The 25,309-nt window shown below is 66.4% G+C and carries 24 protein-coding genes; 8 read left to right on the top strand and 16 right to left on the bottom strand.

The window, feature by feature from the left end; translation table 11 throughout:
• The first annotated feature begins 209 nt into the window (after positions 1 to 209).
• The 3 genes from LRP66_RS06185 to LRP66_RS06175 all read left to right on the top strand — a co-directional run bounded on the left by LRP66_RS06185 (position 210) and on the right by LRP66_RS06175 (position 2,590).
• Positions 210 to 743 carry a CarD family transcriptional regulator gene (locus tag LRP66_RS06185; protein WP_042486954.1) on the top strand — a complete coding sequence of 178 codons (534 nt, stop codon included), beginning with the start codon at positions 210 to 212 and terminating at the stop codon, positions 741 to 743.
• A 121-nt stretch (positions 744 to 864) separates the two neighbouring features.
• Entirely contained in the window at positions 865 to 1,617 is a 753-nt protein-coding gene (locus LRP66_RS06180) for a head GIN domain-containing protein (protein WP_230481637.1), read from the top strand.
• A gap of 241 nt (positions 1,618 to 1,858) precedes the next feature.
• Positions 1,859 to 2,590 (top strand): GIN domain-containing protein, encoded by a 732-nt coding sequence (locus tag LRP66_RS06175; protein ID WP_230481636.1) that lies wholly within the window; start codon positions 1,859 to 1,861, stop codon positions 2,588 to 2,590.
• A gap of 9 nt (positions 2,591 to 2,599) precedes the next feature.
• Here the strand turns inward: LRP66_RS06175 and LRP66_RS06170 are convergent, their stop codons facing one another.
• Positions 2,600 to 3,562 (bottom strand): alpha/beta fold hydrolase, encoded by a 963-nt coding sequence (locus LRP66_RS06170; RefSeq protein WP_230481635.1) that lies wholly within the window; start codon positions 3,560 to 3,562, stop codon positions 2,600 to 2,602.
• A gap of 142 nt (positions 3,563 to 3,704) precedes the next feature.
• On the opposite strand from LRP66_RS06170, the gene LRP66_RS06165 reads away from it, so the two are divergent.
• Entirely contained in the window at positions 3,705 to 6,071 is a 2,367-nt protein-coding gene (locus LRP66_RS06165) for a membrane-bound PQQ-dependent dehydrogenase, glucose/quinate/shikimate family (protein ID WP_230481634.1), read from the top strand.
• Positions 6,072 to 6,164: 93 nt separating this feature from the next.
• Here the strand turns inward: LRP66_RS06165 and LRP66_RS06160 are convergent, their stop codons facing one another.
• From LRP66_RS06160 to LRP66_RS06150, 3 genes are read right to left on the bottom strand one after another with little or no spacing between them, the layout of a single operon-like run.
• Positions 6,165 to 7,514: a family 43 glycosylhydrolase gene (locus tag LRP66_RS06160; protein WP_230481633.1), complete on the bottom strand. Its 1,350-nt coding sequence runs from the start codon at positions 7,512 to 7,514 to the stop codon at positions 6,165 to 6,167.
• On the bottom strand, positions 7,514 to 9,079 hold the full coding sequence (locus tag LRP66_RS06155) for an alpha-N-arabinofuranosidase (protein WP_329959242.1): 1,566 nt from the start codon (positions 9,077 to 9,079) through the stop codon (positions 7,514 to 7,516). The genes LRP66_RS06160 and LRP66_RS06155 overlap by 1 nt, the downstream gene beginning before the upstream one ends.
• Positions 9,080 to 9,136: 57 nt before the next feature.
• Positions 9,137 to 12,346, bottom strand: a complete 3,210-nt coding sequence (locus tag LRP66_RS06150) for a glycoside hydrolase family 2 TIM barrel-domain containing protein (protein ID WP_230481632.1) — start codon at positions 12,344 to 12,346, stop codon at positions 9,137 to 9,139.
• 207 nt (positions 12,347 to 12,553) lie between these two features.
• Here LRP66_RS06150 and LRP66_RS06145 point away from each other — a divergent pair, with 207 nt between their 5' ends.
• Complete coding sequence (locus tag LRP66_RS06145) at positions 12,554 to 14,056, top strand: glycoside hydrolase (protein ID WP_230481631.1); 1,503 nt, start codon at positions 12,554 to 12,556, stop codon at positions 14,054 to 14,056.
• Positions 14,057 to 14,123: 67 nt separating this feature from the next.
• On the opposite strand, the gene LRP66_RS06140 is transcribed toward LRP66_RS06145, so the two are convergent.
• The 11 genes from LRP66_RS06140 to LRP66_RS06090 all read right to left on the bottom strand — a co-directional run bounded on the left by LRP66_RS06140 (position 14,124) and on the right by LRP66_RS06090 (position 20,955).
• A complete protein-coding gene (locus LRP66_RS06140; protein WP_230481630.1) occupies positions 14,124 to 14,612 on the bottom strand; it encodes an MmcB family DNA repair protein in 489 nt (162 codons plus the stop codon).
• Positions 14,613 to 14,669: 57 nt separating this feature from the next.
• The gene (locus LRP66_RS06135; RefSeq protein WP_230481629.1) at positions 14,670 to 15,335 is read right to left on the bottom strand and encodes a cell wall hydrolase; all 666 of its coding nucleotides are present in this window, start codon (positions 15,333 to 15,335) and stop codon (positions 14,670 to 14,672) included.
• 155 nt (positions 15,336 to 15,490) lie between these two features.
• The gene (locus LRP66_RS06130) at positions 15,491 to 15,817 is read right to left on the bottom strand and encodes a DUF1491 family protein (protein WP_230481628.1); all 327 of its coding nucleotides are present in this window, start codon (positions 15,815 to 15,817) and stop codon (positions 15,491 to 15,493) included.
• A 3-nt stretch (positions 15,818 to 15,820) separates the two neighbouring features.
• Positions 15,821 to 16,279: a PaaI family thioesterase gene (locus LRP66_RS06125; protein WP_230481627.1), complete on the bottom strand. Its 459-nt coding sequence runs from the start codon at positions 16,277 to 16,279 to the stop codon at positions 15,821 to 15,823.
• Positions 16,263 to 16,733, bottom strand: coding sequence for a PTS sugar transporter subunit IIA (locus LRP66_RS06120; protein ID WP_230481626.1), 471 nt, complete (start codon positions 16,731 to 16,733; stop codon positions 16,263 to 16,265). The genes LRP66_RS06125 and LRP66_RS06120 overlap by 17 nt, the downstream gene beginning before the upstream one ends.
• Positions 16,734 to 16,798: 65 nt before the next feature.
• Positions 16,799 to 17,389 (bottom strand): ribosome hibernation-promoting factor, HPF/YfiA family, encoded by a 591-nt coding sequence (gene hpf, locus LRP66_RS06115; protein ID WP_230481625.1) that lies wholly within the window; start codon positions 17,387 to 17,389, stop codon positions 16,799 to 16,801.
• Positions 17,390 to 17,446: 57 nt separating this feature from the next.
• Positions 17,447 to 18,142 (bottom strand): DNA polymerase III subunit epsilon, encoded by a 696-nt coding sequence (gene dnaQ / locus LRP66_RS06110; protein ID WP_230481624.1) that lies wholly within the window; start codon positions 18,140 to 18,142, stop codon positions 17,447 to 17,449.
• Between the two features lie 8 nt (positions 18,143 to 18,150).
• On the bottom strand, positions 18,151 to 18,744 hold the full coding sequence (gene coaE / locus LRP66_RS06105; protein WP_230481623.1) for a dephospho-CoA kinase: 594 nt from the start codon (positions 18,742 to 18,744) through the stop codon (positions 18,151 to 18,153).
• A complete protein-coding gene (gene aroE, locus LRP66_RS06100; RefSeq protein WP_230481622.1) occupies positions 18,741 to 19,553 on the bottom strand; it encodes a shikimate dehydrogenase in 813 nt (270 codons plus the stop codon). The genes coaE and aroE overlap by 4 nt, the downstream gene beginning before the upstream one ends.
• Positions 19,553 to 20,140 (bottom strand): Maf family protein, encoded by a 588-nt coding sequence (locus tag LRP66_RS06095; RefSeq protein WP_230481621.1) that lies wholly within the window; start codon positions 20,138 to 20,140, stop codon positions 19,553 to 19,555. The genes aroE and LRP66_RS06095 overlap by 1 nt, the downstream gene beginning before the upstream one ends.
• Positions 20,137 to 20,955 (bottom strand): pyruvate, water dikinase regulatory protein, encoded by an 819-nt coding sequence (locus LRP66_RS06090; protein WP_230481620.1) that lies wholly within the window; start codon positions 20,953 to 20,955, stop codon positions 20,137 to 20,139. The genes LRP66_RS06095 and LRP66_RS06090 overlap by 4 nt, the downstream gene beginning before the upstream one ends.
• A 319-nt stretch (positions 20,956 to 21,274) precedes the next feature.
• Between LRP66_RS06090 and hemE the strand changes: the two genes are divergently transcribed.
• From hemE to rho, 3 genes are all read left to right on the top strand, one after another.
• Complete coding sequence (gene hemE, locus LRP66_RS06085) at positions 21,275 to 22,294, top strand: uroporphyrinogen decarboxylase (protein WP_268992437.1); 1,020 nt, start codon at positions 21,275 to 21,277, stop codon at positions 22,292 to 22,294.
• Entirely contained in the window at positions 22,294 to 22,755 is a 462-nt protein-coding gene (locus LRP66_RS06080; RefSeq protein ID WP_230481618.1) for a CopD family protein, read from the top strand. Before hemE ends, LRP66_RS06080 begins: the two co-directional genes overlap by 1 nt.
• Before the next feature lie 360 nt (positions 22,756 to 23,115).
• Positions 23,116 to 24,372, top strand: coding sequence for a transcription termination factor Rho (gene rho / locus LRP66_RS06075; RefSeq protein WP_042486922.1), 1,257 nt, complete (start codon positions 23,116 to 23,118; stop codon positions 24,370 to 24,372).
• Positions 24,373 to 24,764: 392 nt separating this feature from the next.
• On the opposite strand, the gene LRP66_RS06070 is transcribed toward rho, so the two are convergent.
• On the bottom strand, positions 24,765 to 25,268 hold the full coding sequence (locus tag LRP66_RS06070; RefSeq protein WP_230481617.1) for an outer membrane protein assembly factor BamE: 504 nt from the start codon (positions 25,266 to 25,268) through the stop codon (positions 24,765 to 24,767).
• Between the last annotated feature and the right edge of the window lie 41 nt (positions 25,269 to 25,309).

The raw sequence follows: 25,309 nt of genomic DNA, 5'->3' as shown, positions 1-25,309 counted from the left end.
GCCGTTCGCGTTCAATGGTTCCCGCTATCCGCACACGCGCTGGTAATTTTGTTGCGACCATGCTATATGGTTCCGCGACGGGACTAGCTGTTTTCGCGACGCCCGCCTTGATGTGTTCGACCCTTCCTTCCCGAGGCCGATGAGAACAGTGGACCCATTTCCGCTCGTCCGGCGCTCGTGCGAAGGCCTTTGATCCGGAAAGGCCCCCAATGGCTGCCAAGGCGCTCCACTTCGACGTCGGTGACTATGTCGTGTATCCCAAACATGGCGTGGGCCGCGTTATCGAGCTGCAAAAGCAGGAAATCGCAGGGATGCAGCTCGAACTCTACGTGCTGCGCTTCGAAAAGGAGCGCATGACGCTCCGCGTTCCTACCAACAAGGCCGAGTCCGTCGGCATGCGCAAGCTGTCCTCGGACAAGACCATGCGCGAAGCCATGGAAACCCTGAAGGGCAAGCCCAAGGTGAAGCGCACCATGTGGTCGCGCCGTGCCCAGGAATATGAAGCCAAGATCAACTCGGGCGACCTGGTGTCGATCGCCGAGGTGGTCCGCGACCTGTTCCGCGCCGACGACCAGCCCGAGCAAAGCTATTCCGAGCGGCAGATCTTCGAAGCGGCGACCAGCCGCCTCGCCCGCGAACTCGCCGCGATGGAAGAGGTGGACGAGCCGCGCGCGCAGGAAAAGATCCTCGAGATCCTGCGTGCCGCCGCCGCCATCTACAACAAGGAAAAGCCCGCCGCCTGATCGGCGACGTGGTCTCGACCGAACCGAAAAGGGGCGGCTCCATCCGGGGTCGCCCTTTTTCATTTGCGTGCGTCCGGTGCGAACGTGTATTGTATCGGCAATACACGAATAGGAGGATCGCATGCCCGCACCCGCATATCGCCTGCCCCTGGTCGCGCTGCTCGCGCTGGCGATCCCGACCGCGGCGTGCAGCTATGGCTGGTCCGACGACGACGGCGGGCAGGAGGTTCCGGCGCAGGGATCGGGTACGACGCGCAGCTTTGCGGTTCGCGATTTCACCGGCATCGACCTGCGCGGCAGCGACCCGGTCGACGTCCGGGTCGGCGGCGGCTTTTCGGTGCGCGCCGAGGGACCGTCCGACGCGCTCGACCAGTTGCGCATCGAGCGCGACGGCGACACGCTGCGCGTCGGTCGCAAGAAGGGCGTGCACTGGAGTACGGGCAAGGGCGCGCGCGTCTTCGTCACCCTGCCGCGCCTGACCGATGTCGGCGTCGCGGGATCGGGCCAGATGACGGTCGACCGGGTCGAGGGGCCGAGCTTCCACGCCGGTATCGCGGGATCGGGCGATCTGACGGTCGGTTCGATGCGGGTCGGCACCGCCGATCTGGGTATCGCCGGATCGGGAACGGTCACGCCCAACGGCACGGCGGACAGGTTGAAGGTCTCGGTCGCCGGATCGGGCAATCTGCGCGGCGCCGGGTTGCAGGCGCGTCAGGCGGACGTCTCGATCGCCGGGTCGGGCGACGTGGTGGCGCGGGTGAACGGCCCGGCAAAGGTCAGCCTGATGGGTTCGGGCAGCGCCGATCTGGGCCCGCAATCGACCTGTACGGTCAGCAAGATGGGCTCGGGCAGCGCGCGCTGCGGACGGCAGTGATCCGGCGGTAGCGCCCGGCCCCTCCACCATCCGACTGTCGCCGGGCGGCCCCCCTCCCCATCGGCGATGAGGAGGATTTGGGAAATCCATTCCTCCTCTAAGGCCGACCGACATTCAACTATGCCTGTCCTTCCCTCGCCCCTCGTGGAGGGGAGAATAAGCTGAATGTCGATCCGGCCTGACTTTGCTTGGGAAGAAGAACCGCCGCGAAGTGGTGTTGGAGGGGCGGGCGCTCACCCGCTTGTCGCAGACCCGGGGGAATGCGAAGCTGACCGACATGCTCGCCCGCGCCCTTTTCGCCATCGCACTCCTGTCGCCCGGAAACGTGCGAGCGGCCGACCGGCGCGTCGACCTGAGCAGCTTTGACTCGTTGCGGGTTGAGGGGCCGTTCCTCGTCACGCTGACGACAGCGTCATCGCCACGCGGCATGGTGTCCGGCGACGCCGAAACCCTCCGCCAGGTCGAGGCGCAGATCAGCGGCACGACCCTGGTGGTTCGCCGCACGCGCGAAGGCGGCACGACGGGCCAGGGCTCCACAGGCCCCGTCACGCTGACGATCGCCGCGCCGCCGCTATCGAGCATTACCGTGCTGGGCGGCGCGAAGGTGACGGCGCAGGCGATGCGCGGCAACGCGCTGACCCTGAACCTCAGCGGCGCCGGGGACGTGCGCGTCGATCGCGCCGATGGCGAGCGGTTGACCGCGACCCTGCTCGGTGCGGGCAGGCTGGCGATCGGTGGCGGCCGGGTGGGCAAGGCGCGTCTTTCCGCCAACGGTCCCGCCACGATCGCCGCAGCCGGGCTCGAGGCCGGCGATCTGGTCGTCACGCTGGAGGGTCCCGGCGAAATCGACGCACGGGCCCGCTATTCCGCCGCGATCGCCAATTCGGGTCTCGGTCGCGTTTCGATCGAGGGCAGCCCCAAATGCCGCGTCGTCAATCCCGGCGGCGGCCCGGTGCGTTGCGGCGGGCGATAGGATAGCGGATCATAGCCGCCGATCGAGAAACGCGTTGATCGCGGCGAAGGCATTGGCCCGCATCGGCTCCGCCTCGCGCAGTATTTCATGCGCGCAGCCGCTTCCGAACGCCACCAGCTCGCAGCGGGGCAGTCGCGCCGCCACCCGCCCCGCCGCCCGTGCATCGACCAGCCGGTCGGCCAGCGCCACGAGCATCAGCACCGGCGTCTCGATCCGCCGGAGCGCCGGATCCTCACGTAGCGCCCTGGTCGCGCGGAACGCCTCCGCCACCCAATGCCAGCTCGGCGAGCCCAGGCAGAGTTCGGGCGAGCGTCGCCGGAACGCCTGTTGCTCGACGAAGCGCGCCACATCGTGGGTCAGCCTCTTCTGCCGCGCGACGGACGCGGCCTCGGTCTCCAGCCTTTGCCAGGCGGGACGACGCGGATCGCCGCGAGCCACCTGCCACCGCGCGAACCGCGCCCCCGCCCATTGGCCGACCGGTGAACGCAGCGCGAGCATCGGCGCGACCAGGATCGCCGCGTCGGGTGCGATTCCGCCTGCCGCCAGCGCGGATAGAGTGAAGAACCCGCCCATCGAATGGCCCAGCACGACATTGGGCCCCTCACCCTGTCGCACCCAGTCCGCGTGAAAGGCGATCAGGTCGCGGGTCAGCCGGTCGAAATCGTCGATATGGCCGGTATCGTCCGCCGCCATTCGGCCCGACCCGCCCTGCCCCCGCCAGTCGAACGCGGTGACATCCCAACCCTGAGCGCGGAAATGATCGATCGCGTCCAGATATTTTTCGATCATGTCGGCCCGGCCGGTCTGGAACAGCAATCGCCCACGTCGTGGGACGTCTTCCATGTGCGGCCGATCGAAGCGGCGATGGACCCAGCCATCGGGCGCGATCCAGTGCGACAGCCAGGGCGATACCCCGTGGGACGCCCCGTGGCAATGGGGACCGTCGATGGATGCGATCGGCGATGACGCCATCCCTGCCTTCCTTCCGTGCCGGGCAACCAGACGATTTCGCCCGAAAAATACCATGCCTGCAAGGCCCCTACCGAACCAAGCGGCGATCCTTGCGTTCATATAACAGCAATCTTTCGTTACAGTCTGAGGGGGAAAGCCCGTGGTGGGTCGCGCCTTTGCGAAATTTCTGGGCTGGGCCCTGGCCGTGTTGGGTGGTTTCTTCGCGGTCGCGGGTGGCTATCTCGCGCTGATCGGCGGCTCACCCTATTACGTCCTGACCGGGCTGGCGATGATCCTGTCGGGAGCGCTGATCGGGCGAGGAGACCCGCGCGGGCGCTGGCTCTATGTCGCGATCTGGGTCGCCACCCTGGTCTGGGCGATATGGGAAGTCGGGCTCGACTGGCTCCAGCTCGTCCCCCGCGTCGTCGCGCCGACCGTGCTGCTGCTGCTCGTCGCGCTACCCCTGGTCGGTCACGCGATGCGCTCGCCCCGGGCACGGACGCGCGCGGTGCCCGCCGCGTTGGGCATCATCGCGTTGCTGTTCGCCGTTCCCGTCATGAAGACCCGCCCGGCCGAGGCGCAGGATCCCGGCCTGCCCGCCAGCCTGCCGATCGCGGCGCAGGCGCCGGTGGGCGACTGGACCGATTATGGCGGCACCCTGTCGGGCCAGCGCTATTCGGCGCTGTCGCAGATCACGCCCGAAAATGTCAGCAGGCTGGAGCTCGCCTGGACCCAGCGGACCGGCGATCTGCCCGACCGCGCGGAGGCGGTCGAGCACAAGCGCGAATATCATTCCGAAGCGACCCCGATCCAGATCGGCGACACGCTCTACACCTGCACCCCGCATTCGATCGTCCAGGCGATCGACGCCACGACCGGCCGCACCAAATGGAGCTGGAAGGATCAGGTCAGCCGTCAGGGCAACAGCTACCTCGTCTGTCGCGGCGTGGCCTTCTATCAGGCGCCTCCGGGCACGCCCTGTCCGCGTCGCATCTTCGCGCCGACCTTCGACGCGCGGATGATGGCGCTCGATGCGGATACCGGAAAGCCCTGCCCCGGTTTCGGCACCAATGGCGGCATCGACCTGCGCCAGAATATGGGCGTGTCGGGCCCCGCCGACCAGATCAGCACCTCGCCCCCCGTGGTCGCGAACGGTCGGCTGATCGTGGGTGAGCGGATCGTCGACAACGTCAACCGCAACATCCCCAGCGGCGTCGTCCGCGCCTATGATCCCGTCACCGGTGCGGGCATCTGGGCATGGGATGTCGGCCGCTCGCCCGACGCGATCCCGCCGCTGCCCGAGGGGCAAACCTATACGCGCGGCACGCCCAATGTCTGGGGCGCGATGACCGCCGATCCGGCCAATGGACTGGTCTATCTGGGCACCGGCAACGCCTCGCCCGATTACTGGATCGGCTGGCGGCGGCCGTTCGACGACCGGTTCGGCACCGCGATCGTCGCGCTGGAGATCGCCACCGGCAAGCTGCGCTGGGTCCGCCAGCTCGTGCACCGCGACATGTGGGACATGGACCTGCCGATCGGTCCGTCGCTGTTCGACTATCGCGCGCCCGGCGGCGAGACGATCCCCGCGCTGATCCAGACGACCAAGATGGGTCAGGTCTATTTCCTGAACCGCCTGACCGGTGCACCGATCACCCCGATCGTCGAGCGTCCCGCGCGGCAGGATGGCGCGACGCCGGGGGTGAAGGTTTCGCCGACCCAGCCTTGGTCGGTCGGCCTGCCCTCCTTCACGCCGCCCGCTCCGACCGAGACGTCGACCTGGGGCGCGACGCCGATCGACCAGCTGTTCTGCCGGATCGACATCCGCCAGGCGCAGGGGACCGGCATCTACCAGCCGACCGGCCTGAAGCCGATCATCGGCCATCCGGCCTTTGACGGCGTCACCGACTGGGGCGGCGCCGCGCTCGACCCGGTGCGCCAGATCTTCACCGTCAACACGATGGAGATGCCGTTCAAGATCTGGCTGATGCGTCGCGACGATCCGCGCGTGAAGCATTATATGGAAAAGAAAAAGGGCGGCGAGAATGCGCGCGAGCCCAATCTCCAGACCCAGTACAACACCCCCTATGTCGCGGTGGTCGCGGCCTGGATCGGCGTGTTCGGCGCGCCGTGCAACGCGCCGCCCTGGGGCCATCTGACCGCGGTCGATCTCAACACGCGGCAGGTCGTGTGGAAGAAGGTACTGGGGACCGCGCGCGACACCGGGCTGTTCGGCAGCCATCTGGGCGTGCCGATCAAGACGGGCGTGCCCAATCTCGGCGGCTCGATCATCACCGCATCCGGCGTGGTGTTCATCGGCGCGACGACCGACCAGTATCTGCGCGCCTTCGATCTGAAGACCGGAAAGGTGCTGTGGAAGGCAAGGCTGCCCGCCGGAGCGCAGGCGACGCCGATGACCTATCGCGGGCGGGACGGGCGGCAATATGTCGTCATCACCGCCGGGGGGCATGGCGCGCTGGGCACGCGGTACGGCGATTATACGATGGCATTTGCGCTGCCGAGGGGGTGAGGCCTTTCGACGTCGCGCAGGCCGAACCGGGGTGGCGAGACGTAAAGCGCACCCCGGGCACGCCCCTCCCGTAAACGGGAGGGGCTTATCAAGTCAGAAGATCGACCATTCCAGGATCGCGGGCTCCTTCGCCCGCACCGTCATCCGCAGGAACCGCGCCTTCACCGCGTGGCGCAGCGTGATCGGCGAGCCGCTGACCCCCGTCTCCGCCGCGACCTGCCGCCAGGTCTTGCCGTCCTCCGACGCCTCGATCCGCAAACCCTGCGACTGGATCGCGAAAGCCGGACGGATTTGGCTCTCCGTGACCGTCCGCACCACCCCCAGATCGGCGGTCAGCACCGGCGGCCGCCCGGCCTCCGGTCGCCAGGCGGTCGCGTAATTGTCGTCGGCCGCCAGCGCATCCGCCCCCTTCCCCGTCCAGCGCAATCCCCGCGTCCGATGCGCGGCAAAGGCCGGAATGACCGGATCATGGCTCGGCGCCACCGTTTCCAGCGTGCCGTCGGCCTTCACGGTCAGCGGGTCGATCGACACCTGCCGAAGCACCCGGTCGCCCCCCGGCACGAAGGGCAGCGCCTGTCGGTGGTAGAGGATGTACGACCGCCCCTGGTCCGCGAAGATCGCGTGGTGGCCGGGGCTGATGATCTGTTTGCTGGCGTCGGTCTGGAGGATCGGGCTGTTCGCCGCCTCGGTAAACGGACCCATTGGTGAGGAACCGACCGCATAGCGCACCTTGTAGGTGTCCTTGGTCGTGTTGCCGTCGCTATAGGTGAGCAGGTAGCGCCCCTTCTCCTTCACCATGAAGGGGCCTTCGAAATAGTTTGCCGGGGTCACGTCCTTCGGCTCGCCATCGAAATGGACCATGTCGGGCTTCAGCTTCACCACGAAGCAATGGCCGTTGACCCAGTTCAGCCCCGATCCCCAATAGAGATAGGCCTGGCCGTCGGTGTCGATGAACGCCTCGGCATCGATCATGTGATATTTTGGCGCGAAGTCGCGCGCGATCAGCGGCTTGCCGCCATTGGCGTCGGCCCAGGGCCCGGCAGGCGACGGCGCGGAGCCGACCCATACCTCGCTGCCGACCGAGACGTACATGTACCAGCGGCCATTGGGCGCCTTGACCACAGACGGCGCCCAGACCTTGGAATCGCCCGAGGTCGGGCTGGTCGCCGCCTGCTTGGTCGGCCAGTTCGGCTGGGAGAAGGTCCAGTCGCGACCATTGTCCGAGGTCCACAGCCCCAGGCGATCGTCGCCCCACGGATCGATCGTCGCGAAGATATACCAACGCCCCCCATCGCGAACGATGGAGGGGTCGGCGAAATAGCCCGGGAGCAAGGGGTTGCCCGCCCCCGGACTGTTCCAGGCCATGTCGCGCCGGGGCGCGGCGGACCCCGTCGCCCCGATAAACAGGGCGGCGGCGAGCAGCGCTCCGGCGCGGAACCGCATCAGCGCAGGTCCAGCATCACGACCGACTTGGCCGGGATCTGCACGGTCAGCAGCCCGCCCGACAGCGACGCACCCTGGAAAGGCTGCGGTGCGATCTGGTTGGGCGCGTCGAACGTGTTGTGCGCGTCCATCGTCGCACCCGTCAGGATACGCCCCGACACCTGCGCGGCGTTCAGCCCGTCCAGCTTCACGCTGACGGTCGCCGCCTGGTTGGGATCCACATTGGTCAAACCGACATGGACGACCCCCGCCTTGTCGCGGACCGCCGAGGCGCTGATCGCCTTCATCACCCACTGGTCCTTGTTGTACCAGCGCGACTGGACGTCGACCGGCAGGACGGTGGCGTCCTGATAGTCCTTGTACATGTCGAACACCCAGTATGTCGGGGTCTTCACCATGCGCGCGCCGTCGACCAGGATCATCGCCTGGAGCACGTTGACCATCTGCGCGATATTGGCCCCGCGCACGCGGTCGGCGTGACGGGCGAAGATGTCGAGGTTCAGGCTGGCCACCACCGCGTCGCGAAGCGAGTTCTGCTGGAACAGGAAGCCCGGATTGGTGCCGGGTTCGACGTCATACCAGGTGCCCCATTCGTCGACGAGCAGCGCGACCCGCCGACCGCGATCATATTTGTCCATGATCGCCGAGTGCTTGGTGAGCAGTTCGTCCATCTTCAGCGTCTTGGAAAGCGTACGCGCCCAGGCTTCCTCGTCGAAGCCGGTGGCCGCCCCCTTCTGTGCCCAATTGCCCGGGATGGTGTAGTAATGGACGCCGATGCCGTCGAACGCGGAGCCCGCGTCGCGCATCATCACCTCGGTCCAGTTATAATCGTCGCTGTTGGCGCCGCTGGCGATCTTCATCAGCTTTTCGCCGGCGGGGACCTTCAGGAAGGTCGAATAGCGGCGGGTCACGTCCGCCGCATATTCGGGACGCATATTGCCGCCGCAACCCCAAAGCTCGTTGCCGATGCCGAACATGGCGAGCTTCCACGGCTTGTCGCGGCCGTTCTTGCGGCGCTCCTCGGCATAGGTCGATTTGGACGGGAAGGTCATATACTCGACCCACTCGGCCATTTCGGACGGCGCTGCCGAGCCGACATTGCCCGAGACATAGGCCTCCGCCCCGACCAGCTCGGTATAGTTCATGAATTCGTTGGTGCCGAAGCTGTTGTCCTCGGTCACGCCGCCCCAGTTGGTGTTGACCTTGGTCAGGCGCTTGGCCTGCGGACCGACGCCTTCGCGCCAGTGATATTCGTCGGCGAAACAGCCGCCCGGCCAGCGGATGACGGGTACGCGGATCGCCTTCAGCGCGTCGATGACGTCACGGCGATAGCCGTTGATGTTGGGGATCTTGCTGCCCTTGCCCACCCAGATGCCCGGATAGATGCCGGTGCCCAGATGCTCGGCGAACTGGCCGAAGATGTGGCGGTCATAGACGGAGCCCATCCGGTCGGCATGGACCTCGACCGTGTCGCCGGTGGCGGCCGACGCGGTCTGCGCCGTCGCACTGCCCGCGAACAGCGTGGCCACGGCCGCCGCCAACAGGAATTTCGTTGCCCTTTTCATGGATTCTCCTCTGCCTGATGCGGCATGATGACTTATTGTCCGAGTAAAGAACAGCCCCTATTGCGGCTCGGTCGCACGCGCGGGTGTCGCTTTTTCGGGTGTCGTGCCCGCGCCGGAGAACGGCTCCAGCCGGAAGGCGATGCGGGTCGGCTCCAGCTTCGTCCGGTACTTCATGTGCGGCTGGCCGACATGGCTCCATGTCGTATCGCCGCCGACACCCCATTGCGCGGCATCGACGATCAGCGTCGTCTCGCCATGCGGCACGATGTCGGTCGACTTCCACGTCCCCGGCGCACGGCGGTAGAGATCGGCATAGGGGAAGGCGAGCGCCTGCATCATCAGCGGCTTGTCCGCACGGACCCGCAAGCCGTTGCCCGCGCCCGACAGTTCCATCCAGCGCACGTCCAGCTTGTTGCCGGTGTCCTGCGGCCGCATGTAATCGTGATTCTGCTCGGCGATGGCTCCGCGCCACAGCCCGATCGCGGCAGAGGTCTTGCGGTCGACATAGCTTTCATGCGGGCCGCGGCCATACCATTCGACCGTCTTCATCGAAGGCAACATGGTGTACCACAGGCCGATGCGGACCGGCGGCGGCAGGTCGGACTTGAGCGGGGTGAACTGCCCTTCGACATCGACCGCGCCATCCCCCGCCATGGTGTAGGTCGTGACGAACCGTGCCGCACCCGCGCCATAGTCGTGATCGACCATCACCATGCCGCGCGCCCGATCGACGGTCACGCCGCGCAATCTCGGCGCATCGTTCATCTGGAACCAGGCGGCCTGCTCCTTCACCGTGCCGTCGGCGGTGTCGTTATCGGTTTCGGCGCGAACGAAATTGGGTCGTCCGCCCTTCGCCAGCAGCGTGCCGTCGACACTGTACCGTTCGATCAAGCCGGTCTTGCGATCGATGACCAGCGTCGCGCCCCTGGCCGACAGGCTGACCCGGTCGGCATTATCGGCGACGGTGACCCGCCCGGTCCCTGCCCGAGCGTCGGCCTGCGTCGCGACCGGTGCCGCGCCGAGCGCGAACTGCTCCCAGCCGACGACATAGCCCGCCGGAACCGCACGGATCGTGCCGTTCTTGGCGCGTGCGCGGACGGTCAGGAAATATTCCGCCCCCGGCCGCCGCGTGAATTGCGGGGCAAGCACCACCGTCTGCACCTGTCCGGCGGCGGTGGTCAGTGCGGGCAGCGTGCCGGTCGCGACGGGCACGCCATTCTCCTCGACCACCCAGTCGAAGTCGAAGCCCGAAAGGTCGATGAAATCGTGCCGGTTGCGAACGTCGATCCGCCCGGCCGCTGGATCGAAGCCCTCGAACTGGATCGGCGACTGGACCTTCTGAACCTCATAGAGTTGCGGGTTGGGCGTCCGGTCGGGCTGGTTCAGCCCGTCGCCGAACTCGATATCGCCGCCCGGATTGGGGCCGTACTCGCCACCGTCACCCCAGTATCGCCGCCCGTCCTTGGTATAGCGGTACATGGACTGGTCGACCCAGTCCCAGATGAAGCCGCCCTGCAATTTGCGATGGGCGTAGATCGTGTCCCAATAATCCTTGAAATTGCCGCCCGAATTGCCCTGCATATGGGCATATTCGCACTGAATCATCGGCTGCGTGTGGCTCGGGTCCTCGGCCCAGTCGACCATCTTCTCGATATCGTCGTACATCGGCGCATAGATGTCGACGAAGTCATTGGGCTGATGGCTCCAGTCGAGCGTGCCCCAGCCCAGATAGGATACCAGCCGCGCCGGGTCGCGCCGCCGGATCGCCGCCGCCGCCTTCTCGAAATTGGGGCCGATCCCCGCCTCGTTGCCCAGCGACCAGAAGATGATCGAGGGGTGGTTCTTGTCGCGCTCGACCATGTTCATCACGCGGCTGACATGCGCGCTTTCCCAGGCGGGATCGAAGCCGATCTGATACTTCGCGCGTTGCCGACCGTCGCGATTGCCCGCCTCCATATAGGCGTGGCTCTCGATATTGGCCTCGTCCATCAGGTAGAAGCCATATTCGTCGACCAGCGACAGGAAGCGCGGGTCGTTGGGATAGTGCGAGGTCCGGATCGCATTGAAGTTGTTACGCTTCATCAGCTCCAGATCGCGGCGCATCGACTCTTCGGAGATGACGTGGAAGGTGACCGGGTCATGCTCGTGCCGGTTGACGCCGCGGATGACGATGCGACGGCCATTGACCATGACCTGCCCGTCCCTGATCTCGACGGTGCGAAACCCGATCCGTTGCGGCGTCGCCTGAACGACCTGGCCCTGCGCGTCGACCAGTTCGACCAGCAGCGTATAGAGATTGGGCGTCTCCGCCGACCAGGCGCGGACGCCGGTCACGCCCGCCTCCAGCCGCGCCGAGGTCGCGCCCCTGGCCACCCGCACCTCGCGCGTCACCACCGCCCGGCCGCCGTCTAACAGCGTCATCCGCGCGGTCATCGCCTGGGGCAGCGCGGGCAGCGTCAGTTCGGTCGACAGCGTGCCGTCGCGATACGCCTTGTCCAGCCCGGCATGGACGAACAGATCGTCGATCCGCGCCTTCGGCACCGCACGCAGGAAGACCGAGCGCTCGATGCCCGAGACGCGCCAGAAATCCTGATCCTCCAGATAGCTTCCGTCCGACCAGCGATGGACGCGGATCGCGACGACATTGCGCCCCGGCTTCACGAAACGGGTGACGTCATATTCGGTCGGGAGCTTGGAGTCCTCGGAGTAACCGACCTCCTGTCCGTTGATCCAGACGCGATAGGCCGATCCCGCCGCGCCGATCTGCAGGATCACATCCTGGCCGGTCCATCCCTGTGGCAGGTCGAAGTCGCGGCGATACGATCCGGTCTCGTTGTCGTCGTGCGGTACCAGCGGACGGTTGGCCGGAAAGGGATAGGTGATGTTGTTGTATTTGGGCTGGCCGTACCCCTCCGCCTGCCACATCGCGGGGACTTTGATGCTCTTCCAGCCCGACACGTCATAATCGGGCCGCTCGAACCCCCTGGGTGCGGCGTCGACCGAGGGGGAAAAGGCGAAGGACCATGGTCCGTCGAGGCTGAGGAAGCGGCTCGACCTGGTCCGGTCGTTGGCCAGCGCGAGCTCGCGGCTTTCATAGGGGAAGGCGGTGGCGCTCGCAGGGCGCGTGCCGCGCGCGTTGACGGCGGGATTCTCCCAATCGGGACGGTTGGGATCGACCTGGACGGGGGCGACCTGCGGTCCGCCTTGCGCCGCGACCGGACCGGTCAAAGCCATCGTGGCCACACCGGCCACCAAACGCCACTTCATAGCACTCCCCTTTTTCTTCTCTCAGCGATGCCATCCTGCCGGACATTTCGCCTTATATTGTCTGATTTTTATGGAGGGTTGAGCGACCCGACAAGCGAAAAGGCACTGACCCAGGATCGATACAGCCCTTTCCAAGCGGATTGACGGGCATGAGGGCATTGCGATTATAGTCGGACGTTTGAAAAACGATCGGGCGGGGACGATAGGATGAAGAACGCACGGATGCGCCGCATCGGCCGCGCCGCCATGGCCTCGCTGGCGCTCTTCTGCGGTGCGACGGTCACGAGCGGTGCCGATGCGCAGCCCGGCCCCGGCCCCGTCGCCGATCGTCCCGTTCCCGTGACCTTGCGCCCGGCGATCGAACGGCCTTCCACGGTGTTCGAAGGCTGGGGCACCGCGCTGGCCTGGTTCGCGCATGTCACGGGTGGCTGGCCGGAGGCGGAGCGAACGCGGCTGGCCGATCTCTTCTATGGTCCCGACGGACTGGGCTGGACCATCGCGCGCTACAATATCGGCGGCGGCAATGCGGCCGACACGCCGCCCTATATGAAGGTCGGGCGTGCGGTGCCGGGCTTCTGGCGGCAACCGGCGGGGGTGACGGGGAAGGACTGGTGGCGCGCCGACGATCCCGCCATGTGGGACTGGGGACAGGACGCCAACCAGCGCTGGTGGCTGGACGCGATCACCCGCCGCGTGAGGCAGCCGATCTTCGAGGCCTTCTCCAACTCCCCGCCCTGGTTCATGACGGTCAGCGGCCGGGTATCGGGGGCCGAGAAGGGCACCGACGACAATCTGCGCCCCGGTCAGGAGGCCGCCTTCGCCACCTATCTGGTTCGCGTCACCGACGAATTGCAGCGGCGCCATCACCTGACCTTCCGCACCCTGTCGCCGGTCAACGAGCCGAACACCAATTACTGGTTCGCCGCCAACACGCAGGAAGGCGCGCATTGGAGCCCCGCCCGCCAGGCGCAGATGATCGACGCGACCGCCGCCGCGCTGAAGGCCAGCCACCTGTCCACCGTCGTCGCCGCGCCTGACGAGACCGCGTCGAACCTGTTCGTGCGCGACTGGGCCGCCTACCCACCGGCCACGCGCGCGGCGATCGGGCAGTTGAACGTCCATAGCTATGGCACCGTCCACCAGACGGCGGTGCGCGATGTCGCCCGCGCGTCCGGCATCCGGCTATGGATGAGCGAGAACGACACACCGCTGTCGGGCGATCCCGAGGACCTGACCGGCATGACGACCCCCTTGGCCTTTGCCGAGCATGTCGTGGGCGACCTCAAGCGGCTGGAGCCCGCCGCCTGGGTCTTCTGGCAGGCGGTCGAGGATCTCAGCACGCGCAACGGCGCGAAGGGCTCCAATTGGGGGATCATCAAGGCCGACCTGATGGGCGCGGCGGACCAGCCCCATGCGATCCATGTCACCGGCAAATATTGGGCGATGGCGCAGTTCAGCCGCTATATCCGGCCCGGCGACCGGCTGGTGCCGGTGGACGACATGGACACGGTCGGCGCGCTGTCGTCGGATGGACGGCGGCTGGTGCTGGTGCATGTCAATGCGGGGCTGTCGCCTCGGCCGCTCAGCGTCGCGGTGCCGGGGAAGTGGACCAGGGAATTGATCGTTACCGATGCCGCTCACAAGGCGGTTCGGGTCGCGGGCGAGGTGGCACCGCCTCAGTCGATCGTGACGTTGATTCTGACCCGGTAAGGGATTCTGACCCGGTAAGGGATTCTGACGCGGTGAGGGTCTGGCAGCGGCAATCCCTCATCCCCGGTCACATCCCCGCATCCGGATCGACCAGCCCGATCATCCGCCGCCCCGCGCGCCGCGCGAAGTTGAGCGTCGCTTTTTTGCGGATATGCGCGGGCAGCGGCACGCTATGCGCTTCCCGGACGATCGCGGCGTCATAGCGGTCGGCGACGATGATCCCGGTCCGCTCGGGCAGGAAGGCCGCGCTCTCTAGCGGCGACCAGTCGAAACCGGCGGGGACGGCCCAGTAGAACCGGTCGCAATGGGCCAGATAATCGGGCCATTTGCCGTCGCCCAGCATGTCGGCGCGCGACACCTTTATCTCGACGACGACCACGCCGCCGCGCGCGTCCAGCGCCATCAGGTCGGCGCGGCGGCCGCCGTCCAACGACACTTCGGGGATAGCGATCAGGTCGTGGCGGAGGAGCATCCGCGTCACGCCGCGCGCGACATCGGCGGCGCAGAGCGGAGAGTCGGGATCCTCGACACACGAAGCGGGCGGCATGTCCAACATACCGCCCGCTTAGAACATTTGACGAACAAAGCAAAGCCCCGGAGCGGGGGCCTGTCGTCAACGATAGAAGATGTGATTGCCGATCGCGGCGACCTTCTGAACCCGCACGCCCGGACGATTGCCGGGGGTGTTGAAGTACAGCGCCTTGCCGGCGGTGCTGTCCCACGCCTGGGCGAGGGCGACCTTCGCGACGGCGACGGCGGTGCGGTAGGCGCTGCGCGACGGGCTGACCGACGGGATTTCGCCGTGACGCACGAAGCTGAACTGGCCACGCTGCTTGATCACGTCGCACACGCCGGTCGGGAAACGGCCCGACTTGGTACGGTTGAGGATCACCTGCGCGACGGCGAGCTGTCCGCTGAGCGGCTCACCCTGCGATTCGAAGTAAATGGCGCCAGCCATGCAGCGGAGCTCTTCGCTCGACGCCATGTCATCCTGGGCCGCGACGGCGTCCGCCAGCGATTCATACTCGCTGTCTTCGTCCGTATCCGCTTCGGAAACCTTGGAAAAATTCGGAAGCGCGGACATGGTGGCCCGTGCGCTCATCGGAACCATCGGCAGTTCGGCCGCGTTGATCCCGGAAACAGCCATTGCCGTGGCTGGAACAGCACCGCCCGCAGCGTCGACGGCCACACTGGCCAGGCTGGGGGTGCTGGTGGCGAGCAGGCCCGCCAGGGAAAGAGCCATGGCAGCAGTTGCCGCGACTCGCTTGAGAACGGTCATTCACTCAAACAAACATGCGGTTGGATCACGGACCCGAGCATTGCCGAATGGCGCTCGTCCGGGCTTCCCCCCGACTGCGTAATCGACCGGATCGCACCCAGTTCGACACAACGCGAATTAAGACTGGGCGCTCGTGGCCGATGCGGACCCGTTCGTCAATCGTTCAGGATCGTTTCAGCGGTGAACCGTTCTGCCGCAGCGCCATCCAGTTCCACGACCCACAGGTCGGGATCGCGCTGTCGCCGCCGCCGCCAATAGCCGGTCACATCCTCTCGCGGCGTCGCGTCGATCAGCGTGGGGCGGCCATCGGCACCCAGTCCTCGCTCCCAGACGCGCTCGCTGCGGTCGGGGCCTATGGCGATCACCAATATGCCGCCGGCCTGGGCATCGCCCCGCGCCAGCACCATCCCCATGCCGCCGCCGTCGTTCATCCGGCGAAGCAATGCGGTGACCAGCATACCGCTCGGCAGGCGCGCCGACATGGCTCAGGCCGTCCGGTAGCCGGGCAGGCCCGCCAGCGCGATCTGCGAGCGCATGAAGGTGCCGGTCCCGCGCGCGACCTCTTCCCCGCTGGCGTCGATCAGCCGCGCATCGGCGACGAAGACGCGCCGCCGCCCGCTGACCCAGCGCCCCTCGGCCACCACCTCGCCCGCCTTGATCGGCCGTGTAAGCAACAGGTTGAACTGCGTCGTCAGCAGGAAGCGATCGGTGACCAGGCTGTTGCAGGCGTAGAAGGCGGCATCGTCGAGCATCTTGAAATAGCTCGTCCCGTGCGCCGCGCCTGCCGCGTGATAATGGCGCTCGTCCACGGTGAAGCGGATGCGGGCGATGCCGGGCTCGGGAATTTCCAGGGTCGAGGCGAAGAGCCGGTTGATCGGCGCCTCGGCATAGAGGGTTTCCAGCGCCCGAAAATGCGCCGCCTCGCCCTCAGGCCGCGGCGTCACGCGCCTCGTCCTGGGTCAACAGCGCCCAGATCGCATCCGGCGACCCGGCCCCGCGCAGCTTGGCGACGAAACTCTTGTCGCGCAGCCGACGCGATACGCGGGCCAGCGCCTTCAGATGCGCCGATCCCGCATCGGCGGGGGAGAACATCGCGAAGACCAGGTCGACCGGCATGTCGTCCACCGCCTGGAAATCGACCGGCTGTGCCAGACGCGCGAAGACGCCGACGATCTGATCCAGCCCGACCACCTTGCCATGCGGTATCGCCACCCCCCCGCCAAAGCCGGTCGAACCCAGCTTCTCGCGTTCGGACAGCACCTCGGCCAGGAGCTTGGGATCCTGTCCCGCCGCATCGGCGGCCGCGGACGCCAGGCTTTGGAACAAGAGCTTCTTGTTGGCGGCGGATACACCCGCCAGCACCGTGTCATGGCGCAACAGATCGCTGAAATCGTTCATGGTTATGTCCGGTGCGCCCCCGCGCGGCCCGCCTATTAGCGGCCCGCGCGGAAGAACGATAGGGGTTATCCCGCCGGATTGGCTCTTTGCGGTTCGACCCAGCCGATGGTTCCGTCACCCCGGCGATAGACCATGTTGTACGACCCCGTGCCCGAATTCTTGAACAACAGGGCCGCAGTATTGCGCAGGTCGAGCATCATGACCGCGTCGGACACGCTGGCATCGGGGATATCGACCCGGGTTTCGGCGATGATCAGCGGCGCGTCGCCCGCATCGTCCTCGTCGATCTGTTCGGCGAACAGCGTATAGCCCGCATCATAGGCGCCCGCCTCGGCCAGCTCAATCGCCTGGCCCGCATTGCGGTCCTTCAGGCGGCGCGAATAGCGACGGAGCTGCTTTTCGATCTTCGCCGCCGCGCCGTCGAACGAGAGATGCGCGTCCTGCGCATCGTGACGGCCCTTCATGACGAGGCCGCGAGTCACATGCATGACGATGTCGCACTTGAACCCGACATCGTGCGGTCCCTTGCCGAACGTCACTTCGGACGACATGGCGCGGGCGAAATATTTCTCGGCGATACCCTGAAGCCGGTCCGTCACATGGGTCCGCAGCGCGTCGCCCGTTTCGACCTGATGACCAGAAATCCGGATATCCATCGTCTTCTCCTTGATACACACTTGGTCGGGACGGTCCTTTTGGCCTGCCCCATGGCGTCAACCGGACGCCTCGGCCCCCCAGATCGGATCGGTTATCCCCTTAAGAAACGCCGCATGCGCCGCAAGTTCCCCCTCGCTGGGGCGGAAGATGCGCGGCGGCAGGACCTTGGGCGGCGTGCGGGCGACGATCACCGGCCCCGCCTCCCCCACCGTTTCGGCGAGCAGACCCAGGCCGATCTGCCGCCCGCCCATCAGCTCGACATAGACCTGCGCCAGAAGCTGCGCGTCGAGCAATGCGCCGTGCAGCACGCGGTGCGAGCGATCGATGCCATAGCGCGAGCAGAGCGCGTCGAGCGTGTGCTTGGCGCCCGGATGCCTGCTGCGCGCGATCGCCAGCGTGTCGACCATCCGCGTCTTTTCGCAGACATGGGGGAAACCCAGTGCGCCCAGCTCGCCATTGATGAAGCCGAAGTCGAAGGTCGCGTTATGCGCGATCAGCGGCGCGTCACCGATGAAGTCGAGGAATTCGGCCACGCCCTCGGCAAAGACCGGTTTGTCCTTCAGGAACGCGTCGGACAGGCCATGGACGGCCTGCGCCTCGGCGGGCATCGACCGTTCGGGATTGAAATAGGCGTGATAGGTTCGACCGGTTTCGACCCGGTTGACCAGTTCGACACAGCCGATCTCGACCAGCCGGTCACCTTCCGAAAATTTGAACCCTGTCGTTTCGGTGTCGAAAACGATCTCTCTCATGAACGGGACTATCGGCCTTCCGATGCGCGCATGCAAGCGATCAGCCGCCGAACCTGCGCGCGCGTTTCGGCGAGCGGAATGTCGGTCGCGATGACGTGATCGGCGCGTGCGCGCTTTTCCGCATCGGGCATCTGGCGTGCGACAATCGCTTGAAACCTGGGCAAATCCATATTGGGTCTTGCCAACACCCGCGCTTCCTGAACCGCGGGTTCTGCCGATACAACCAACAGCTTATCCACAGCCTTATCCCCACCCGTCTCGAAGAGCAGCGGTATGTCGAGCACGACGAGAGGCGCCGAATCGTGCGCGGCGAGGAAGGCGGCGCGCTCGGCCTGAACGGCGGGGTGCACGATTCCCTCGAGTCGGCGCATCGCCGAGTCGTCGCCCAGCACCGCCCGCCCCAGCGCGGTGCGATTCACGCCATCGGGGCCGGTCGTACCGGGAAAGGCCAACTCGATCGCGGAGACCAGCTTTCCGCCGGGCCCCTGTAACCGGTGGACGCAGGCATCGGCGTCGAACACGGGCACACCCTCGTCGCGGAACATCTGCGCCACGGTCGACTTTCCCATGCCGATCGAGCCGGTCAGCCCGAGGACGATCATCCGAGCAGCATCCCGCGCAGTTCGGCATCCCGCTCGCGCGGCGGGGCGGCGCCGAAGAACAATTCGAACGCGACCGCCGCCTGGCCGATCAGCATCTCCAGGCCGTCGATCGTCTTCAGCCCCCGCGCCCGTGCCGCCGCGAGCAAACCGGTTTCGAGCGGCGCATAGACGATGTCATAGACCAGCGCGTCGTCCGGCAATGCCGACAGGTCGAGCGCCAGCGGCGGCTGGCCGGTCATCCCCAGGCTGGTGGCGTTGACGACCAGCGCGGAGGCCGGAACCGCGCCGTCGAGCGGCAGCGCCTGTCCGTCGAGCCCGAAGCCGGACAGAAGCGCCGCCCCCTTTTCCACATTGCGGTTGAGCAAGGTCACCGCGCCGACACCACGCCGTGCGAGCGCATAGAGAATTGCACGCGCCGCGCCCCCTGCCCCGATCACCGTCACCGGCTTGCCAGCCAGATCGAGCGTGCCTAGCGGCGCCGCGAAGCCGGGTGCATCGGTGTTGGAACCGATCAGCGCCCCGTCCCCGGCACGGATCACGGTGTTGATCGCGCCGATCGTCGAACGAACGTCACCGCGATCCTCGACATGCGCCAGGGCAGCGACCTTGTGCGGTACGGTGACGTTGCAGCCGCGCCAGTCCGGATCGCGCGTCCGCTCGGCGAAATAGTCGGGCAGCGCGTCCGGCGTGACATGCGTCGCCCGGTAATCGGCGTCGATCCCCAGCGCCTTCAACCAGAATCCGTGGATCAGCGGCGATTTGGAATGGCCGATCGGATCGCCGATCACCTCGGCATAGGGCTTCGCCATCAGGCCGCCATCCAGCCGCGCTCGCGCAAATAGCCGAGCACGGGCAGCAGCGGCATTCCAAGGATGGTGAAATGGCTCCCCTCGATCCGCGAGAAGAGCTGGACCCCCGGCCCCTCGATCCGGAAACAGCCGACGCAGCCGGCGATTTCGGGCCACTCGCTGTCCAGATAGGCGTCGATGAAGGCGGGAGAAAGCGGGCGAACGTGCAGCCGGGCGCGCTCGACATGGCGCCAGACGGGGCGGCCCTGTTCGGCGATGACCGCCGCGCTCCACAATTCGTGGCTACCGCCGCTCATCCGCGCGAGATGCCCGGCGGCCTGTTCGCGGCTCTCCGGCTTGTCGAGCAGCGTACCGTCGGCCAGCGCGACGATCGAGTCCGATCCCAGCACCGGCACGGGCCCGGCATTCGCCGACACCTTCACCGCCTTCATCTCGGCCAGCGCGTCGGACAGGTCGCGAGGCGAGGCACCCGCCATCGCCGCCTTCACCCCGGCTTCGTCGACGCGCGCGGGCAGCGCTTCATAGGCCACCCCGGCGGCGTCGAGCATCGCCTGGCGCGAGGCGCTTTGCGAGGCGAGGATGATCATGCTTCGGACTTTCTTTGATTCACCAGCGAGATGATTGCCGCCGCGGTCTCCTCGATCGAGCGTCGGGTGACGTCGATCACCGGCCAGTCGTTGTCGGCGAACATCCGCCTGGCGAAGGTCAGTTCGCGGTTCACCGCCTCCTGCTCGACATAATCGGTGTCGGGCGCCTGGTTGAGCGACAACAGCCGGTTGCGCCGTATCGCGATCAGCCGGTCGGCGCTGGTGGTGAGACCGACGACCAGCGGACGCTTGAGCGAAAAGAGTGACGGGGGCGGGGGGCTTTCGACGACGATCGGGATGTTGGCGGTCTTGTATCCGCGATTGGCGAGATAGATCGACGTCGGCGTCTTCGACGAACGGCTGACCCCGGCCAGCACGATGTCCGCCTCCTCCCATTCCTCCCAGGCGATGCCGTCGTCATGCGCGATGGTGAACTGGATCGCATCGACCCGCGCGAAATAGGCGGCGTCGAGGACGTGCTGGCGACCGGGTCGCATCTTGGCCGCGACGCCGAGCAGCCCCGACAGCGCGGCGTTGACCGGATCGAGCGGCGCGACCGTCGGCAGGCCGAGCGCATGGCAGCGGCTCTCGAGCACGCGCCGGGTCGTGGGGTTGACCAGCGTATAGATCACCAGCCCCGGATTCTGCGCGATCTCCTGAAGGATACGCTCCAGATGGCTCTCGGTCCGGACCATCGGCCAGAAGTGCCGGACGGTTTCCACATCGTCATACTGGGCGAGCGCCGCCTTCGCGATGTTCTCCAGCGTCTCGCCGGTGGAATCGGACAGCAGGTGGAGGTGGAGCCGCGTCGTCATGGCCGGGCTAATGACTCTGTGGATAACATGGCGAGAATCGGTAGCGTAACTCGGCCACCCGGCCAAGCGGCGGTTCGGCGGTGGATAAGCGATGATTCGTTCACAACGAATCCCACAGGCCCGAAACTTTTCCACAGCCTGTGAGTCATGGGGGCGATAAATCCGAATCCCGGTGAATCCGTCGCTCCCCGCGAGTCAACATGTTGGCTTTTCGGGGAGAGCCCGGTTATCCCGGCTACCCACGTGCCAACCACTTCAACAACCCATCTTTGAATCTTCTTATATTAGAAGAAGGGGGGTCTCCCTGACCGACGTTTCGATTCGAAAACCCCTGCTCGCCGTGTTGCGGGGCGAGCGGCAGGCGGTGCCGCCGATGTGGCTCATGCGGCAGGCCGGACGCTATCTGCCCGAGTATCGCGAGCTCCGGGCGGAGAAGGGGGGCTTCCTGGCCCTCGCCACCGATCCGGTCGCGGCGGCGGAGGTGACGGTGCAGCCGATCCGCCGGTTCGGCTTCGACGGCGCGATCCTGTTTTCCGACATATTGATGGTCCCCTGGGCATTGGGTCAGGATCTGAGCTTCGGCGCGGGGGAGGGACCACGCCTGTCGCCTGCGCTGGTCGATCATGCGCTCGATGCCCTCAGGGGCGTCCCCGAGCGCCTCGATCCGGTCTATGCCACCGTGGAGCGGGTAAAGGCGCAATTGCCGCCACAAACCGGCTTCCTGGGCTTTGCGGGCTCTCCCTGGACGGTCGCCACCTATATGGTCGCGGGGCAGGGGTCGAAGGACCAGGGCGAGACGCGGCGTTTCGCCTATGCCGATCCGGCGGGTTTCGGGGCGATCATCGATGCGATCGTCGCCATGACCATCGACTATCTGGCGGGGCAGGTGGCGAACGGCGTCGAGGCGGTGCAGTTGTTCGACAGCTGGGCGGGCTCGCTGTCCCCGGCGCAGTTCGAACGCTGGGTGATCGCCCCCAATGCCGCCATCGTGGCGGGATTCCGGGCGCGTTGCCCCGGCGTGCCGGTGATCGGTTTCCCCAAGGGGGCGGGGGGCAAGCTGCCCGCCTATGCCCGCGAAACGGGCGTGGACGCGGTCGGGCTGGACGAGACGGTCGATCCGGTCTGGGCCGACACCTGTCTGCCGAAGGACCTGCCGGTGCAGGGCAATCTCGACCCGCTGGCGCTGATCGCGGGCGGTGAGGCGCTGGACGGCGCGGTCGATCGCATCCTGTCGGCCTTTGGCGAGCGGCCGCATATCTTCAACCTGGGCCACGGCATCTTGCCCGACACGCCGATCGCGCATGTCGAGCGGCTGATCGCCCGTGTACGGAGCGCGTGATGACCGGATTGCTGGGGGCCGCCTATGAATGGGTGAAGGCGGCGCATATCATCTTCGTGATCTTCTGGATGGCGGGGCTGTTCATGATGCCGCGCTATCTGGTCTATCATCAGGAGGCGCTGGTCGCGGGCGATGCGGTGGACGCGGCACGCTGGGTCGAACGCGAGGGCAAGCTGCGCGGCATCATCCTGACCCCGGCGATGATCGCGGTGTGGGTGCTGGGACTGTTGCTGGCGGCCTCGCTGGGGCTGTTCTCGGGGGTGCCGGGGCTGGGCTGGCTGCACGCGAAGCTGTTCTTCGTGCTGTTGCTCAGCGGCTATCATGGCTGGATGGTCGGCTATTCCAAGCGGTTGGCGCGGGGACAGATCAAGCTCAGCGGCAAGCAGCTTCGCATGATCAACGAGGTGCCCGCGCTGGCCGCGACGATCATCGTGGTGCTGGTGGTCATCAAGCCGTTCTGACCCTCTTCTTTCCCCTTCTTCTCCCCTCCCGCAGGCGGGAGGGGCCTCTTTCTTACTCCCCTCCCGCAGGCGGGAGGGGCTCCTTTCTTACTCCCCTCCCGCAGGCGGGAGGGGTTGGGGGAGGGCAGGGAGTCTCACCGAGACCGTCGCCTGCGGCCTTTCCCTCGCCCATCCCCTCCCGCCTGCGGGAGGGGCGTGAGACACAAAGAGCGATGGCCTTTCCCCATTGACTTGAGGCACCCCCAATCCTAACTCCGCCCTTGTACGGCGCGGTCCTCGCGTCGGGTACGCTTCCTTATCGACAGCCTCGTTTCGCCGCGATCCTCGCCGACCGACGCCCTCCGACCATCCGGACCGACCATGCATCTGAAAGACCTCAAGAAGAAAACCCCCGCCGACCTCGTGCAGCTGGCCGAGGAATTGGGGGTCGAGAGCGCGTCCACGCTGCGCAAGCAGGACCTGCTGTTCGCCATCCTGAAGGAGCAGGCGGAGAAGGGCGACCAGATCATGGGGCTGGGCACGATCGAGGTTCTGCCCGACGGCTTCGGCTTCCTGCGCAGCCCGGAAGCCAATTACCTGGCTGGGCCCGACGACATCTATGTCTCGCCCAATCAGGTCCGCAAGCACGGCCTGCGCACCGGCGACACGGTGGAAGGCGAGATCCGCGCGCCCAAGGACGGCGAGCGTTATTTCGCGCTGACCAAGCTGACCTCGGTCAATTTCGATGATCCCGAAGCGGTCCGCCACCGCGTCAACTTCGATAACCTCACCCCGCTCTACCCCGAGCAGAAGCTGATCCTCGACCCCGCCGATCCGACCCAGAAGGACAAGTCGGCGCGCGTCATCGACATCGTCAGCCCCCAGGGCAAGGGCCAGCGCACGCTGATCGTCGCGCCCCCGCGCGTTGGCAAGACGGTGATGCTGCAGAACATCGCCAAGGCGATCACCGACAACCATCCCGAAGTCTTCCTGATCGTCCTCCTCATCGACGAGCGTCCGGAGGAAGTCACCGACATGCAGCGCTCGGTGCGGGGCGAGGTCGTGTCCTCGACCTTCGACGAACCGGCGCAGCGCCACGTCCAGGTCGCCGAGATGGTGATCGAAAAGGCCAAGCGCCTGGTCGAGCACAAGAAGGATGTCGTCATCCTGCTCGACTCGATCACCCGTCTGGGCCGCGCCTACAACACCGTGGTCCCGTCGTCAGGCAAGGTGCTGACCGGCGGTGTCGACGCCAATGCGCTCCAGCGGCCGAAGCGCTTCTTCGGTGCGGCACGCAATATCGAGGAGGGCGGCTCGCTCTCGATCATCGCCACCGCGCTGATCGATACCGGCAGCCGCATGGACGAAGTCATCTTCGAAGAGTTCAAGGGCACCGGCAACTCGGAAATCGTCCTCGACCGCAAGGTGGCGGACAAGCGCATCTTCCCGGCGATGGACGTCGGCAAGTCGGGCACCCGCAAGGAAGAGCTGCTGGTCGAGAAGGACAAGCTGTCCAAGATGTGGGTGCTGCGCCGCATCCTCATGCAGATGGGCACGATCGACTCGATGGAATTCCTGCTCGACAAGATGAAGAACTCGAAGACCAACGAGGATTTCTTCGACTCGATGAACCAGTAAGGGGCCTCGGCTCCGCCGACACGGACGATCGATGGGTTCGCCGACGGGAAATAGGCCCGTTTGCGAACCCATTTCGCATTTGGGGCGTTAGCAGGCCCGATCCCACCCCCTTTCGGGATCGTGCCGACCCAAGCACGGCACGGCCGCGTCGATGCTTATCACGCGACGCGGCCAAACGGGGGGTGGCTGCTTGGAACCATTCCGGCCGATTTCCCTGGCTTTCGACCGCGTTCAGGCTGAACGGACTTGGGATCCAAGGTCCGGGTGACTTTACAGATCGCAGTCCGCGTTGCGCCCGAACAGCCGTCCACGCTGAGCGACGTCGAAGCGCACGCTGTTCATTTGACCAAGCGTCCTCCGTGCCTGCGAATATGGTGAGTGGCGACCGGCCCTTACGGCCGGGTACGCCCCGCGCCGCCACCCTGACCGGGACCGGCGCCAGCACCCGGAGCACCGACCGCGCCGATATTGCCGAACAGATCCTGGAAGAAGCCGCGCTCGCGACCCAAGGTCGGCGTCGTCTTGCCATAGGGCGAGATGTCGGCGACCTGGTCGATCCCGGCGCGGCGGATCGTGGTGACGTTGCCCGCCTGGTCGAAGCTGATCTGCAGCGTGATCTGCGACGAGGGATGCGGCAGGGTATAGCCCAGATTGCGGCTGTCGCGTGCGACATAATACCAGTCGGTCCCGCCGAACTGGCTGCTGATCGTCGGCGTTCCCAGCGTCTGGAGCACCGACTGGCGATTATCCACGCCCGGCTGGATCGAGTTGACGAGATCGACGTCGACCACATAACCCTGATGCGACCGCAGCGGCGTACAGGCGGACGCGGCCACGGCCATCGCCAGGCCGAGCCCGAGGGCGGCGAGCCGGGTGGAAGAAACGCTCATCATCATCTCCGGGCCGCATCGTCGGCCGCACACGCGGGGTAGGCACA

This window comes from Sphingomonas sp. Leaf21 (assembly GCF_916858675.1).
GTDB lineage: Bacteria > Pseudomonadota > Alphaproteobacteria > Sphingomonadales > Sphingomonadaceae > Sphingomonas.
The sequence above is the reverse complement of the archived record's forward strand: the minus strand, read 5'-3'. Positions and strand labels throughout refer to the sequence as shown.